Genomic DNA, 14,123 nt, shown 5'->3' with positions numbered 1-14,123 from the left:
TTACCGTAAGTATTCAGCTATTAGCTTCTGAATGTAATAACTTACCAAATTTAACTCATAACCTTCTGATTTATAACTGATAACTTTTAATTCTCCTTGGAGATTAATTTCTCCTTCTAATACTAATTAACTTTAGGGATGTCACAAACAGTTTTTAACTTTAAATGTCAAATAATTGGCTGAAACTATTGTCTGATCAAAGTTTTTAGTTAAGCAAATCTAACTTATGAGTTCTAACTTCAGTGAAACGGTATAAAATAATTAGTTAGTAACTCATAGCTAATAGCTGAATGCTGAAAAGCTAATCAATACAAAACAAGGAAAATAAACTAATGCCAACTATTGCAGTCATAGATTACGATATGGGTAATTTACACTCCGTTTGTAAAGGATTAGAAAAAGCAGGAGGAACCCCAAAAATTACAGATTCGACCATAGAAATAGAAAAAGCTGATGCAGTTATCTTACCAGGAGTAGGGTCTTTCGATCCAGCGATGCAACATTTAAGAACACGCAACTTAGAAACACCTATTAAACAAATTATTGCTTCAGGAAAACCATTTTTAGGTATATGTTTAGGCTTACAAATATTATTTGAAAGTAGTGAAGAAGGTCAAGAAGCAGGTTTAGGAATTCTTGCTGGAAAAGTACGTCGGTTTAAATCTGAACCTGGTTTAACCATTCCCCAAATGGGTTGGAATCAACTACAATTTACTCAGCCAAAACATCTTTTATGGAGTGAAATAGGTTCTCAACCCTGGGTATATTTTGTTCATTCTTATTATGTAGATCCAACAGACTCTCAGGTTACAGCAGCAACTGTTACTCACGGTAATCAAACAGTCACCGCAGCAGTAGGAAAAAATAATTTAATGGCAGTACAATTTCACCCAGAAAAATCGTCTACTATTGGGTTACAAATTTTATCAAATTTTGTTAGTAAAGTTATTCCTGAAAATTTGGCTTTAGTTAGCTAAATAATTGATAATTGATAATTGATAATTGATAATTAGGGTTTTATGAACAAGTCTTTTTTCAGGGGAGAAAGCAGAATTAAGAATCCATAATCCAGGAGGAATGAGAATCATAGTAATTAAGTAACCAGAAAAATCTTCCCTTGATTTTCTCCCCTATGTTGATGTTGCCCAAAATCCTAGATTTTTTAACCGGAATTACCTAAGAGCCGGTACTTTATTACTACCTCCAAAAGTTGAAACCTTTATCTATTGATTTACCAACGCCCACTTATTTCTCCTACTCCCTACTCCCTACTCCCTACTCCCTACTCCCTACTCCCTACTCCCTATTTTGTATGAATTTAAGAATATATGGAAACCGTCAACTAAAAACTTTACCAGGAATGGCAACTCGTCCAACATTGGCCAAGGTGCGTGAAGCCGTCTTTAATATTTGGCAAAATAATATAGATGGATGTCGATGGCTTGATATCTGTGCTGGTGTAGGTTCCATGGGTGCAGAAGCTTTATGTAGAGGAGCATCCTTAGCGATCGCCATCGAACAATATGGCCCTGCTTGTGCTATAATTCGCCAAAACTGGCAAATGGTGGCCAGCTCATCCCAGGAATTTCAGGTGTTGCGGGGAGATGTTTTGAAACGGTTAAAAGTGCTGGTAGGGCAGCAGTTTGATTTGATTTATTTTGACCCCCCATACTCTAGTGACTTATATCAACCAGTATTAGAGGCCATCGCTCAATATCAACTTCTAGCACCAACCAGCGAGTTAGCAGTGGAACATAGTCCTGAAAGATGGTCAATTAAATCAGTTCCCACCTTAGAAATTTGTCGGCAGAAAGTATATGGCAATACAGCTTTGACATTCTTTTGTTCCACCGAGGGAATAAATATAGTACCCCAATTACATATTTAATTGGTTGCCCCGCTTATATTGTTGATAGGCTGCAAAAAATAGTCCTGCCAATGTCACGAGAATCAGACCTAGTACGATTCCAGAAAGTAATGGTTCTACCACGAAGCCAACTCCTTTGATTGAAATTTTTGTTTGTTATTAATCAATACTACTATTTATTTTGAAGCTAGGGTTGACATTATCTGCTGGTCTTAAGGTTAATACCGGATAACTCCAACCTTTGAAAACAGAAATCAAAAATATAAATAATATAGTAGATGAAAATTTGGATTAAGTCTAGAGCATATTACGAGTTAATCTGTTAAGGCTTAATTATTGCTCTGCTGATTAAATATAAAAGCATTGACAGATAAAGGTTTTAGCCTTTTTAGGTCTTAAATACCTTAGTTTTGAGCTGCTTTATACTCAAAAAGTTAGGATTTTGGGCGCATAGTTGAGCCAAAAAATTACTCCCCCCGCTCCCCTACTCCCGTAAGGACGTTGCATGCAACGTCCCTACCTACTCCCCTACTCCCCTAATCCCCTAATCCTTGAAAAAAGACTTTTTCAGCAAACCCTAATTAATCCTTTGTGACTGTTCCCCCCTAAAACTTCTAGCCCATATACAAATATAGCAATGAGCGCTGGTATATTTACAGATTGCGGTAGGGGCCAAGCAGCTCAAAGTCTGATATTATCGGCAATTTATTTCCCCTGTTGCCTGTTGCCTGTTCCCTGTTCCCTGCGCACAGCGCTATATTTGTAAATCTTTAACTTTCCATAAAAATCTTGTCTGGAAAAGATTAAAACTGTTAAGCTATGTTAATTGATATTAAACTTTCTTGTAAATAATTGTTGAGATATTAAAGATTTTGGATAACCAACTTGCTGACACTAAAAAAGAAACCCTACTACAGTGGATTAGCTTAGTTGGTCTAGCTGTTGTCTTAGCAATCATATTTATAATCCTAGGAGTTAATCATTTTCAGGTTTCCGATCCTTATAGCAAAAACGTATTATCCCTCCAGGGAGACCCACTTAAAGGCCAAGCAATTTTTCAAATGAACTGTGCAGGTTGTCACGAATGGCCTACAGATAGTCAGGTCGGACCGAGTTTAGAAGGAATTTCCCAACATAAGTCGGACGTGGCAATTATTAAGCAAGTAGTTAGTGGCCAAACACCACCTATGCCCCAATTCCAACCCAATGAGCAAGAAATGGCCGACTTGTTAAGCTATTTAAAACAAATTTGATTTAAAAGTAAAAAAGGGTTGCCAAAATAGGTTTAGGTTTGCTATATTAAAAGACGTTGCCGGTGTAGCTCAGTTGGTAGAGCACTCGACTTGTAATCGAACGGTCAGGAGTTCGAGTCTCCTCACCGGCTTCTTATATTAATAATCTATTGTATATAATTTCTGGGAGCTTCTAGTAAATAAATTTATCTCAAGTAATCAGAATTATCCGGATATCATACCCCCAATAACAGAAAAAAAAGCTGGAATAAAAGCTTTGTGTTGAGAGGTATGAAAAAATGAAGCTACTTCAGAATCTAGTATCAGTGGTAGTTGCTAGTATTACAGCGATCGCCTTACCCAATGTGACATTAGCTACAACCCTCAAATTTGATTTAGAGTTTGCTACATCAAATCAGAATATTTGGGGTGAGGAAAAGGGTAATTTTAGTTGGGGTGGTGATAGTGGTTTGTTTGCAGTCGAGTGGGATGAGTCAATAGCAAAAAACTATTCTCTTTGTGCTAGAAAAGTTTGGGGTGTTTGTATTTTGCCAGAATTAGATGTAGGTTTTAATGCTTTTACAGAAGGTAAATTAGGTTTACAAAATACTTTTAATTTAAACGGTGGTATTGTTGATGCTTTAATTCCAATTGATTTATTTTTTGAGATTCCAGATACATCTGTAAAAGCAGGAGAAATATTGACAATTCAATCTGGTTTTTCTTTTGCTGATAATGCTAGTTTTTCGACAAAAGGTATTAATTCTGCATACAATTTAGATTTGATATTTGATGTAGCTACAGGAGTAGATGTTGAGCCTGGAAATCAACTAGATTTTGGATTTGATATTGATGAAACAATTAATCTAGTAAATCTCGATGGGGATAATGTTAATTTAGAATTAGATGAAAAATTCGGAGGTTTTGATATTAGTTTACCTCAAGTTAATACAACTGGATTTCAGTCTGAAAATTCTCTCAACAATCAACTAATTTCATCTGGAGAAGATGAATTTCTAAAAGCTGCCATAGATTTAGATGGTTTAGCTAGCCTATTATTTGGATTACCATCATTGCAAGAAAACCAAGAATTAGATTTAGGAATTTTGGGGAATCTTGGCTTCTCCTACAATCTTTTTGATATAGAAGTAGCAATGGCTTGATCAATGTTGCAAAATTTCTCTTTAACCAGCACATTACCAGCAATATTGAAGTTAGAAGATAACACAATGATCGACTTTAATATTGGAGATGAAATTTCCTGAATTATGCCCGATAATGTAGGAGATTTTCTAGAAATAGAAGCATTTATTGATTTTAATGCTTTGTTTAGCAACTCTACCAGTTTAGGTATTGATTTTAGTCTAGATTTTCTGGCAGGGGAATTTGGTTTAGAATTACCTGTAATTGGTAGTCAAAATTTAGGTCCTTTGTTTGAGGAAAGTATTGGTATTTATGATACTGCTTTTGAGTTATTTAACAACACATTTCAACTAGGTGGCTTTAATCAGGAAAAAGTTAATTTTCAAATAGAAATTGTGGCAGAAGATTTGAATACTGAACCACAAATTAGTTTACTATCAGCAGCATTAGCTCAACCAGTAAAAAATAGTTATTTATCAAATAATAATCTTAGAGTCGAAAATACTGAAATTAGTAAAGAAGTTCGAGTACCAGAACCTAGTTCAACAATAGGTTTATTTACATTAGGAATTTTAGGAAGTGGTTTAATATTTAAAAATAAAAAGCTTAATTAGAGGTAAGCATTCAGCTATAAGTCTCGTAACTTATTATCTGGCTCATAATAAAGGAGAAATTAGTCTCCAAGGAGAATTATAGCAATTGTCACTTAGGTACATCACAGTAGTAGGGACGTTCCATGGAACGTCCCTGCAAGGTTTTTTTATGATAGAATCCGGATAATTACTATAGCTTGCGTCATTGCGACTGCAACGGAGTGGAAGGAAGCAATCTCATAGGTTTAAGAGATTGCTTCCTATCGTCGCTAATGTAGAGACCTTGCATACAAAGTCTCTACAGTAGTTTTGGATCAGACTTATAGCTAGCGATCCCATTATTTGTGCATTGTCTCAATCTAAGGGTTTCAAGAATAGTGGGATAGGTTCTTCAGTCTTAAACCCTAGTAGCATAAAAGAGATAATCGGTGATTTTTGTAGATAATACCAGAGTGCAACAAAGCCGTTACAAGCCCCAATTTCAACCATCTCCCATTGCAATAAAGGTAAAGTTGCGATCAAGATGATTTTGCCCTGATCCAGTGAGTACCTTACATTTATTTTCATTACCAGCTATCAGTACTGCATTATCTGCAGGCCATCCATTCTCAAAACCAAAGTCGTTCCAGTTCTTATAGTTTTGTGTCAACACAACAACTGGTGGGCTAGAAAATTGGGTGTCGTAATCGATCTCGTAAACGCCAACATCAATTTTACTAACAACAAAGTTGTATGAGCCGTTAACTATCGATCCACTGTGGATTGAGCCATTTGCGTTTACACAGCCCCAAATTTGTCTTGTCATGGTTTTAAAACTCCTTTCTAACTGTCTTCAGTCTGTACACTTTTAAGACGATTCCAGAGAGCCAATTCTGAATTTTTCGAGTTAGAGACCGTTTTTTCCAAAAGTCCTGCCTAGTTAACTTTAGTCTTTTGATAAGGCGGAAATAGAAGGTTCGTGTCACGGCTGTGCAGCGTTGTAAAGTTTTGTCAAAGGAGGCGGACATTGACAGCCACCTAAAATTTTAGCCTGATAGTAATACGTTTAATATAAATTGGTACTTAGACATTTTCTGGGAGAAAAAATGGTTGAAAGTCAGCCTNGTTCGTGTCACGGCTGTGCAGCGTTGTAAAGTTTTGTCAAAGGAGGCGGACATTGACAGCCACCTAAAATTTTAGCCTGATAGTAATACGTTTAATATAAATTGGTACTTAGACATTTTCTGGGAGAAAAAATGGTTGAAAGTCAGCCTCGATAAGGGAATAACCTTGATACCCTAAAAATGGCTGTAACCCTTACTAGTGAATGATTTATACCTTTTTGGCGTGAAACCCTCTACTTGTCTAGATTTGGGTCTATTTTTGACTCTGTTTTGCCTAAGTCCACTATTCCCTATTCCCTAAAGTCCTAAAACTTTGTACCTCACTAACTCCGAAACTGCTATAAGGTGGGAAAATTTGCCAAAGCGGAGTGTGATATATGCGAATCACTACTTACCCACCCTACGACTGTAACTATCTTTTTTGAATTGGCTATTAAAATGAACTAAAAAGCAATATTTAGTTCTCTGTAGAGGTTGACTAACTAAGCGCCTACTTTTGCTATTAGCCAGGTTTTTATAATTTTTCCAAAGGAGTTGTAAAAAAGTAAAAAAATAGTGACATACTTAATTAATCACAATATCAGCTCTATCTATTCCCTATTCCTTACCCTCATTTAATCTCTCTTGAAAAAAATTGAATATTAACATGTTATTTGATATATTTATCATTTATAGGACTTAAGCATCTAGCACAAAAGTATTAGCTTGAGATGACTTCATCATCTCTTTTAATGACAGAAATACCTTGTGTGTATGTAAGTTCTAATTTGGTTATATTCAATTTTGGGAGTCGTTATTCTAATGGTCAAAAAAGGAATTTGGATATTTGTCTTAATTGTGACAGTTGCAAGTTTTTGGGTAATAAATATCTATCCAACTCAAGCAGAAGAAAATAATGTTAACTATACCCTTACAAACTTAAACAATCGAGATTTTTCCAACAAAGATTTACAGGGTACATCCTTTGCTGGTGCAACAATGTGGAATGCTAATTTCCAAGGTGCAAATCTGCAAAACACAATTCTTACTAAAGGAGATTTTTTGAGAGCTAACTTAAGAGAAGCAGATTTTTCTGGGACTTTCGCAGATAGAGTTAGCTTTGATGAAACTGACTTAACTAATGCTATTTTTACAGATGCAATGTTGATGAGTAGTACCTTTCGTAAAGCAGATGTGACAGGAGCCGATTTTTCTGGAGCATTGGTAGATCGCTATCAAATAAAATTAATTTGTAAAACAGCTTCAGGAAAGAATTCCATTACAGGAGTTGAAACTCGTCAAAGTTTAGGTTGTTCTTAAGTTAGCATCTTAATTATGAAACAAGGGATTCGGCAACAAGCAATTCCTGGAATTATCGGGGGAGTTGGTCCCCTGGCACATATTGAATTTGAACGTCGGTTAATTGCTTTTAATGCAGAGCGAGGTGCTGTTAGCGATCGCGACTATCCGGTTTGGATTTTAATTAATGCTACTGATATTCCCGATCGGACTCAAAGCTTATTGGGAAAACTGCCAGACTGTACTCCTTGGTTAGTTAAATACGGGAAAATGTTACAAATGGCAGGAGCTAATTTTTTGGTGATTACCTGTAATACAGCTCATGGATTTTATGAAAAGGTACAACCTCAATTAGATATTCCCTGGATTCATCTGATGAATGCGACTGCAGCATTTATTAAAAGTCGTTATCCTGGGTCTCACCTGGTTGGTGTTTTAGCAACAACAGGAACATTGCAAGCAAAACTGTATCACAATAGTTTAAGTGCTTTAGGCTTAAATGTGATTGCACCACCGTTAGACTCACAACTACAACAGGATGTGATGAATGCAATTTACAATCCTGTTTGGGGAATTAAAGCAACAGGAATCGAAATTTTACCAGAACCAATTTCAATTTTAGATAATGCTATGACATGGTTAGAGGAGCAAGGAGCAGAATTAGTGATTGCTGGTTGTACAGAGATATCAGTGGTGTTGAAGAAACTCAAATGCAATGCGCTCATTGATATCGACCCCCTTGATATTCTGGCAAATCTAACCTTAGATTTAGCATTTGGTCATCAAGACATTCCCATTGTTATATAGAATCCGGGTNAATGCTATGACATGGTTAGAGGAGCAAGGAGCAGAATTAGTGATTGCTGGTTGTACAGAGATATCAGTGGTGTTGAAGAAACTCAAATGCAATGCGCTCATTGATATCGACCCCCTTGATATTCTGGCAAATCTAACCTTAGATTTAGCATTTGGTCATCAAGACATTCCCATTGTTATATAGAATCCGGGTAATTAGTTATCGTATTGCGGAGGAGTCAGGAGTCGTAGGGGCGATTTCGTTTCCTGCAGAATGCTGCGCAAACCGAATGCTGTCGCAAACGCCTTTTGCTGGCGCACAACTATCCTAGGTCATGCTCCGCAAACGCACTTCGGCTGTCGCCGACATGGAAAGCGGAGCATTCCGTCAGGAAANTTTTGCTGGCGCACAACTATCCTAGGTCATGCTCCGCAAACGCACTTCGGCTGTCGCCGACATGGAAAGCGGAGCATTCCGTCAGGAAATGCGGAGCATGACAAACGGAAATCGCCCGTACAGAAGTTAGGAGTTAGGAGTTAGGAGAAATAAATGACGCAAGCTATAGTAATTATCCGGATTCTATATAACTTAAAAATGAGACGTTTTTTCCTCTGAACTGCCTCAGAGCAAGGAAGCTTTGTCTCACTCTCAAGTCAAATGACTATATTTCCTCTTTCTATAAAAAAAATACCAGAAGGCAAATATGCAACGCCCCGGATTTTATATTACACCCTAATAATCTGCTTTTATTAATGGATAATTGATAATTACCTCTGGTTAAAATCATTCTTGATTGAATATATGAATATAAGAAAATATTATTTCTTTTTTCCCCCTTGAAAGAGGATGCTAATAAAGCTAAATTATATCATGTCTGCTCGTATCGTTTGTGTAAAAGTTGGGGAAATATTTACCTTATGTAAGGTTTTTCCTTTTCTTATTTCTTATTCCTTATTTCTTCTTTCTTCTCTCCTAGATAATATGAGCCTTCTTCCTTACCTTCTCACTTGCAATACCGATGCTGCCGGACATGATATTATTAATTATTAATTATTCGGTAAAATTAGATTTCTAATGTTTGAGGTTCAGAGGCAAATTCTGTTGATTGTTGCGAATTAGAATCAGCGATCGCTGCTGTGGCAGCAATTCCGGTGTGAACAATCCCCAAAGTCCTGAATGGATCGATAATTGGATCAATGGCAATCAATAGTACCAGTATTGCTTCTAGTGGCAAACCCAAAGGTTGCAATACTAAATCCAACAGGGTTAAAGTTAAAATTCCTGTTGCTCCTGCTGTTGCCATACCAGCTAAAATTGAAGCGATAATAATAATTATGGAACTCGATAAATTTAATTGATTATTATAAAGTTGAACGACAAAAACAGAAGTAGTTGCAAAATAAGCAACCGGACCAAATCGACAAACTGTAATTGCTAAAGGAATGACTAAATTAACTGTTTGTCTGTCGAATTTTAGGGATTCAGTTAAAGCAGAAATAGAAGAAGGTAAGCAGGTAAAACTACTTCGAGTTGCCAAAGCTAAAATTGTCGGTTCTTTTAAACTAATCAAAACTTTCCACAAAGAACAACCCGCCTTTTGCCAAACAACAACTGTACTAACTATATAAATAATAAAAAATGATAAAATTGAAATAATTACAAAATTTTTCATAGCAGCTAAAATGCCAAAACCTGTGGTGGCTATTTGGCTAGCTAAAAGACAACACAAACCCATCGGTAAAAATAAAATTATCCAATCAATTAACTTTTTAGAACTTTTAAATACCATTTCTAAAAGATTAAATACATCCTCTTTATGAGATTCTTTTAGATATCCCATTGCTACACCAAAAACAATGGAAAAAAAAAGCGTCTCTAGAGCATTACCCTCACTTAAAGACGCAAAAATATTTTCAGGAACTAAATTAAATAAAAAAGATATTAAAGTTGTTTGTTTATCAACGACATCTTGAATAATATCAGCATTAAGAGATATCTCCAAATCTAATTCCGATTTGTTAACAATTACACCCAAAGCTGTTAAGCTTGAATCATCTAAATTTCCTCCCGGATTAGTGAATGCTGTAACGATAGCTGCAATTGTACTTACGCCAACCAATCCAATTGAAAATACAATTAAAATACGTTTGACATATTCACTAGCATCACTGCTACTTATTAGCCTACCTACACTCATAGTTATTGCCGAAAATAATAATGGTAAAACACACATTTTCAATAACTCAAGATATAGATTTCCATAAGGAGTTAAAATCAGACTAAGATTCTTTTGAAAAATTCCCAAATATAATCCCAGTAAAATCCCTGGAACAATAGACCATGGATTACGCAATACCTTGATTAATGAATAAAAATTAAATCCATTGAATCCTTTCTTTTTAATCATAATGAAAATGATAAAATTTTTTATTGAAATTTATCCAAACTAGATTTTTCTAATAACTCAGAATATTCACTCAATAAACCCTTAACCGTATAATCAGTATTGGTAATTTCTAGGTATAAATTGACAAATTCTAACAAGTGACTGCTAGACCAGGGGAGAGCGATCGCTATAGGATCTTGAGTATCTTTAAGAGCAACAGTTTGAAAATTTAAAGCCACATTTGGTTGGTTTATAATAATCTTTTTTACTTCTAATTCATCCCGATAAGCTGCCAATATATCCCCTTTAATTGCACCTTGAATAATATCTTCCCAACTCGAATATCTAACAATTGTAGCTTTGGGAAATTTTTGTTTAGCAAATCCTTCATAAGAGGAACCATTAATCACTCCTATCCTTCCTTCAAAGTCTCTCAAGAATTCTACTGCCTCTTTATTTTTGGCAGCTTTAGTTAATTGTACTCGGTTAAGTAATAGCCCCTGACGCATCGTAACATAAGGATGAGAAAAAGAAATTTTTGTGGCTCTATTCNATATCTAACAATTGTAGCTTTGGGAAATTTTTGTTTAGCAAATCCTTCATAAGAGGAACCATTAATCACTCCTATCCTTCCTTCAAAGTCTCTCAAGAATTCTACTGCCTCTTTATTTTTGGCAGCTTTAGTTAATTGTACTCGGTTAAGTAATAGCCCCTGACGCATCGTAACATAAGGATGAGAAAAAGAAATTTTTGTGGCTCTATTCAGAGTTTGACTAAGTTTAGAAATAGCTAAATCTGCTTGACCTTGAGAGACAATTTTAACTACTTCATTAAAAGTTTTAGCACTACGATTTAGTTGAAGTTCAACTCCCAGACCTTCAGCTAAACCTTGGGCAATTTTCATATCTAATCCTTCCAATTCACCCCTTTCATTTTTCACAAAAAAAGGTGAATTATCATACTCTGTCATAGCAACAATTAACTTACCTCGGTCAATAATTTTTTGTATGTCCGGTGAGAGTAAATTTCCTGAAAAAGAATCTTGAGGAAAACTATCAGTATTCTCTTTAATAAAATTCCAGGTTTCCGCATCGACTATTCCTGTTGCTGTCAATCCTAAACTAATCTGAAAATTATAAACTGCTACCCCTGTTTCTTCACCGTAAACTCCATCTATAGCTCCAACGTAGTAACCTTTTTGCTTTAATTTAGTTTGTAATTTAATAACATCATATTCTTGACTTTTTTCAGTTAATTGTGAATCTGAAGGGTTAGTAACCTGGAGTTTTTCTATCTTTCTAACTTGAGCAATTTTTTCTGTTTGTTCGTGGAAAAAAGAATTTGCAGAATATACTATTTTGATAGAGGTTGTCAGAAAAATAACAATTCCGAAAACAACCAGAGTAAATTTTATAATGAGACGTTTTTTTTTAAATAATTCATCCATTAGTATTGTTCACCTCAATGGACTAGCGTGGATTTCCAGAGATTATATCTAATATCATAAACAACTGAGATTGTCAATTGTTCAGATAAAACTTTTGAAATTATTCAGATAATCGCCACCAATAGATTATACTAAATTGGGAGATTTATAATATCTTTCATTTAATGATGAGAGTAAGACAAAAGGCGTAGTTAAAACGATTGAAGAAACTACCTTTTTAACGGAGGATTTCGTATTAGCTACATTTATAGGTTATAGCCACAAAAAAATACCCCTCTTCTAGAGAAACCTAGAGTTAAGTTACAATAAATAATTAAATAAACTGCCTGAAGACTTAATTTTTTATTGAGCTATGAAGTAGATACATAATACCCGCAGGTATTTGCGTAAGTTTATATCAAGATTTGGTAAAGATAGTCATTAGTTTTATGAAGTCTTGGTTAAGGCACAAAATATTTATGGCCATTGGATGAGAATTAAGGTTTATAGGGTATATTTCTCATTGCAATATATTAAATCAGTAATCTCCACCAAAAGATTTACCAAATCATAAATCATAGTTAGAGAGCAAAAAAATAGCCCCCTCTTCTAGAGGAAGCCTAAACTAATTTACAACACACACAAACCAATACAATAAATAATTAAATAAATTTTCTGAAGACTTAATTGTTTTATTTATCTATACTTCATATACTAACAGGTATTTCCGTAATTTTATATAAAGATTCAGTAAAGATACTCAGTAATTTGATGAAGTTTTGGTAAAGCCACATTCAATAATTGATAATTGATAATTGATAATTGATAATTAATAATTACCTCTTCCTTTTAGGGAGAGGATTGAATAAAAGGAATATTTTTTTTGTTTCTCCACGGTGAGTGAGNCCTCAAATTATAATAGTTAGAGACCAAAAAAAATAGCTCCCTCTTCTAGAGGAAGCCTAAACTAATTTACAACACACACAAACCAATACAATAAATAATTAAATAAATTCTTTGAAGACTTAATTGTTTTATTTGTCTATACAAATATCATAGCAGGTATTTCCGTAATTTTCTGTCAAGATTCAGTAAAGATAGTCAGTAATTTGATGAAGTTTTGGTAAAGCCACATTCAATAATTGATAATTGATAATTGATAATTGATAATTAATAATTACCTCTTCCTTTTAGGGAGAGGATTGAATAAAAGGAATATTTTTTTTGTTTCTCCACGGTGAGTGAGAGGCTTTATACCTTGATTTTTCGGTAAATACCTCAAATTATAATAGTTAGAGACCAAAAAAATAGCTCCCTCTTCTAGAGGAAGCCTCAGCTAAATTACAACACACAAACCAATACAATAAATAATTAAATATAATTCCGTGAAGACTTAATTTCTTTTATTTATCTATATTTCATATACTAACAGATATTTCCGTAATTTTATATAAAGATTCAGTAAAGATAGTCAGTAATTTGATAAATTTTTGGGAAAGGGACAGGAGATTTATGGCCACTGTACTGGAAATTCAGTTCTATGGGATGTCCTAATTGCTATATATTAAGGTGGCAATCTGCAACAGATGAATTTATGTCCCAACAAACAGTCTGGATAGCAAGGCACGGAAACCGCATCGACTTTGTTAACCCTGAATGGTTTAATACTGCGCAAAGACCATACGACCCCCATCTTTCAGATGATGGTATCCTTCAAGCACAACAACTAGCAAAGCGTTTAATTGGGGAAAATATCACCCAGATTTTTGCCTCTCCTTTTCTGCGAACTGTCCAAACTGCTAATGAAGTAGCAGAAGTCCTTGATTTACCTATCAAATTAGATTGGGGTTTATGTGAATGGTTGAATCCAGAATGGATGCCTGCTATCCCAGAAACTCTATCTTTAGAAACTATGGCCAAAACTTATAGCAGAATTGACCTTTCTTACAATGAAGGTACTCCCCAATATCCCGAAACATGGGAAGCTTGTATGAAGAGAAGTGGAGAAGTTTCTCAGCATTTAGTGGCACAGTTTCCCACAGAAAATATTTTATTGATAGGACATGGTGCTTCAGTTATTGGTACTGCTGCTGGATTAGTTGGTGAAATTGCTGAGAATGGAGTTAAAGCTTCTCTTTGTTGTTTAGTGAAAATTGTCCTTCAAGAAGAACAATGGGTAATGGAATTAAATGGAGATACTTCTCATCTAGATAATAGAGAAACTACTGTCAGGTTTGTTTAAGCAAGTCCCAACCCAGTTGGTGGAGTAGGGGAGTGGGGGAGTCAGGGAGTGGGGGAG

The 14,123-nt window shown here is 35.0% G+C and carries 12 protein-coding genes, 1 tRNA gene and 1 pseudogene; 10 read left to right on the top strand and 4 right to left on the bottom strand.

What is annotated here, in order from left to right; all coding sequences use genetic code 11:
* The first annotated feature begins 332 nt into the window (after window positions 1-332).
* Window positions 333-977, top strand: a complete 645-nt coding sequence (hisH, locus tag AFK68_RS31170) for an imidazole glycerol phosphate synthase subunit HisH (protein WP_094677932.1) — start codon at window positions 333-335, stop codon at window positions 975-977.
* Window positions 978-1,312: 335 nt separating this feature from the next.
* The gene (gene rsmD, locus AFK68_RS31165) at window positions 1,313-1,888 is read left to right on the top strand and encodes a 16S rRNA (guanine(966)-N(2))-methyltransferase RsmD (protein ID WP_094677930.1); all 576 of its coding nucleotides are present in this window, start codon (window positions 1,313-1,315) and stop codon (window positions 1,886-1,888) included.
* Here rsmD and petG read toward each other — a convergent pair.
* Window positions 1,877-1,990, bottom strand: a complete 114-nt coding sequence (gene petG, locus AFK68_RS31160) for a cytochrome b6-f complex subunit V (protein WP_094677928.1) — start codon at window positions 1,988-1,990, stop codon at window positions 1,877-1,879. The two genes, rsmD and petG, sit on opposite strands and share 12 nt — an antisense overlap.
* 749 nt (window positions 1,991-2,739) lie before the next feature.
* On the opposite strand from petG, the gene AFK68_RS31155 reads away from it, so the two are divergent.
* The 4 genes from AFK68_RS31155 (at window position 2,740) to AFK68_RS31140 (ending at window position 4,856) form a co-directional block, all read left to right on the top strand.
* On the top strand, window positions 2,740-3,120 hold the full coding sequence (locus AFK68_RS31155) for a cytochrome c (RefSeq protein ID WP_094677926.1): 381 nt from the start codon (window positions 2,740-2,742) through the stop codon (window positions 3,118-3,120).
* Between the two features lie 58 nt (window positions 3,121-3,178).
* A tRNA-Thr gene (locus tag AFK68_RS31150) sits at window positions 3,179-3,251 on the top strand.
* 147 nt (window positions 3,252-3,398) lie between these two features.
* Window positions 3,399-4,262: a hypothetical protein gene (locus AFK68_RS31145; RefSeq protein WP_094677924.1), complete on the top strand. Its 864-nt coding sequence runs from the start codon at window positions 3,399-3,401 to the stop codon at window positions 4,260-4,262.
* A gap of 105 nt (window positions 4,263-4,367) precedes the next feature.
* On the top strand, window positions 4,368-4,856 hold the full coding sequence (locus AFK68_RS31140; protein WP_094677922.1) for a PEP-CTERM sorting domain-containing protein: 489 nt from the start codon (window positions 4,368-4,370) through the stop codon (window positions 4,854-4,856).
* A 460-nt stretch (window positions 4,857-5,316) separates the two neighbouring features.
* Here AFK68_RS31140 and AFK68_RS31135 read toward each other — a convergent pair whose 3' ends face one another.
* Window positions 5,317-5,640, bottom strand: coding sequence for a hypothetical protein (locus AFK68_RS31135; protein WP_094677920.1), 324 nt, complete (start codon window positions 5,638-5,640; stop codon window positions 5,317-5,319).
* A 1,099-nt stretch (window positions 5,641-6,739) separates the two neighbouring features.
* Between AFK68_RS31135 and AFK68_RS31130 the strand changes: the two genes are divergently transcribed.
* The 3 genes and pseudogenes from AFK68_RS31130 to AFK68_RS37640 all read left to right on the top strand — a co-directional run.
* Window positions 6,740-7,237, top strand: coding sequence for a pentapeptide repeat-containing protein (locus AFK68_RS31130; RefSeq protein WP_094677918.1), 498 nt, complete (start codon window positions 6,740-6,742; stop codon window positions 7,235-7,237).
* Window positions 7,238-7,252: 15 nt separating this feature from the next.
* Complete coding sequence (locus AFK68_RS31125; RefSeq protein WP_094677916.1) at window positions 7,253-8,023, top strand: aspartate/glutamate racemase family protein; 771 nt, start codon at window positions 7,253-7,255, stop codon at window positions 8,021-8,023.
* A 10-nt stretch (window positions 8,024-8,033) separates the two neighbouring features.
* Window positions 8,034-8,216: pseudogene (locus AFK68_RS37640) on the top strand (aspartate/glutamate racemase family protein); the annotation flags it as partial.
* 859 nt (window positions 8,217-9,075) lie between these two features.
* On the opposite strand, the gene AFK68_RS31120 reads toward AFK68_RS37640, so the two are convergent.
* Together AFK68_RS31120 and AFK68_RS31110 are read right to left on the bottom strand one after the other, a co-directional pair.
* Entirely contained in the window at window positions 9,076-10,365 is a 1,290-nt protein-coding gene (locus AFK68_RS31120) for a dicarboxylate/amino acid:cation symporter (RefSeq protein ID WP_246844577.1), read from the bottom strand.
* A 586-nt stretch (window positions 10,366-10,951) separates the two neighbouring features.
* Window positions 10,952-11,845, bottom strand: an 894-nt coding sequence (locus AFK68_RS31110) for a peptidoglycan-binding protein (protein WP_143438476.1), incomplete at its 3' end; no start/stop codon positions are given.
* A gap of 1,573 nt (window positions 11,846-13,418) precedes the next feature.
* Here AFK68_RS31110 and AFK68_RS31105 point away from each other — a divergent pair.
* Window positions 13,419-14,066, top strand: coding sequence for a histidine phosphatase family protein (locus AFK68_RS31105; protein WP_094677934.1), 648 nt, complete (start codon window positions 13,419-13,421; stop codon window positions 14,064-14,066).
* Window positions 14,067-14,123: the final 57 nt, after the last annotated feature.

Origin of the sequence: Hydrocoleum sp. CS-953 (assembly GCF_002260545.1) — a bacterium.
Classification (GTDB): domain Bacteria; phylum Cyanobacteriota; class Cyanobacteriia; order Cyanobacteriales; family Microcoleaceae; genus Trichodesmium.
The sequence above is the reverse complement of the archived record's forward strand: the minus strand, read 5'-3'. Positions and strand labels throughout refer to the sequence as shown.

Coding starts and splice junctions, on each gene's coding strand:
- AFK68_RS31145 (WP_094677924.1), top strand. CDS start 3,399: ATGAAGCTACTTCAGAATCTAGTATCAGTGGTAGTTGCTAGTATTACA.
- AFK68_RS31140 (WP_094677922.1), top strand. CDS start 4,368: ATGCCCGATAATGTAGGAGATTTTCTAGAAATAGAAGCATTTATTGAT.
- AFK68_RS31105 (WP_094677934.1), top strand. CDS start 13,419: ATGTCCCAACAAACAGTCTGGATAGCAAGGCACGGAAACCGCATCGAC.
- rsmD (WP_094677930.1), top strand. CDS start 1,313: ATGAATTTAAGAATATATGGAAACCGTCAACTAAAAACTTTACCAGGA.
- hisH (WP_094677932.1), top strand. CDS start 333: ATGCCAACTATTGCAGTCATAGATTACGATATGGGTAATTTACACTCC.
- AFK68_RS31135 (WP_094677920.1), bottom strand. CDS start 5,640: ATGACAAGACAAATTTGGGGCTGTGTAAACGCAAATGGCTCAATCCAC.
- AFK68_RS31125 (WP_094677916.1), top strand. CDS start 7,253: ATGAAACAAGGGATTCGGCAACAAGCAATTCCTGGAATTATCGGGGGA.
- AFK68_RS31130 (WP_094677918.1), top strand. CDS start 6,740: ATGGTCAAAAAAGGAATTTGGATATTTGTCTTAATTGTGACAGTTGCA.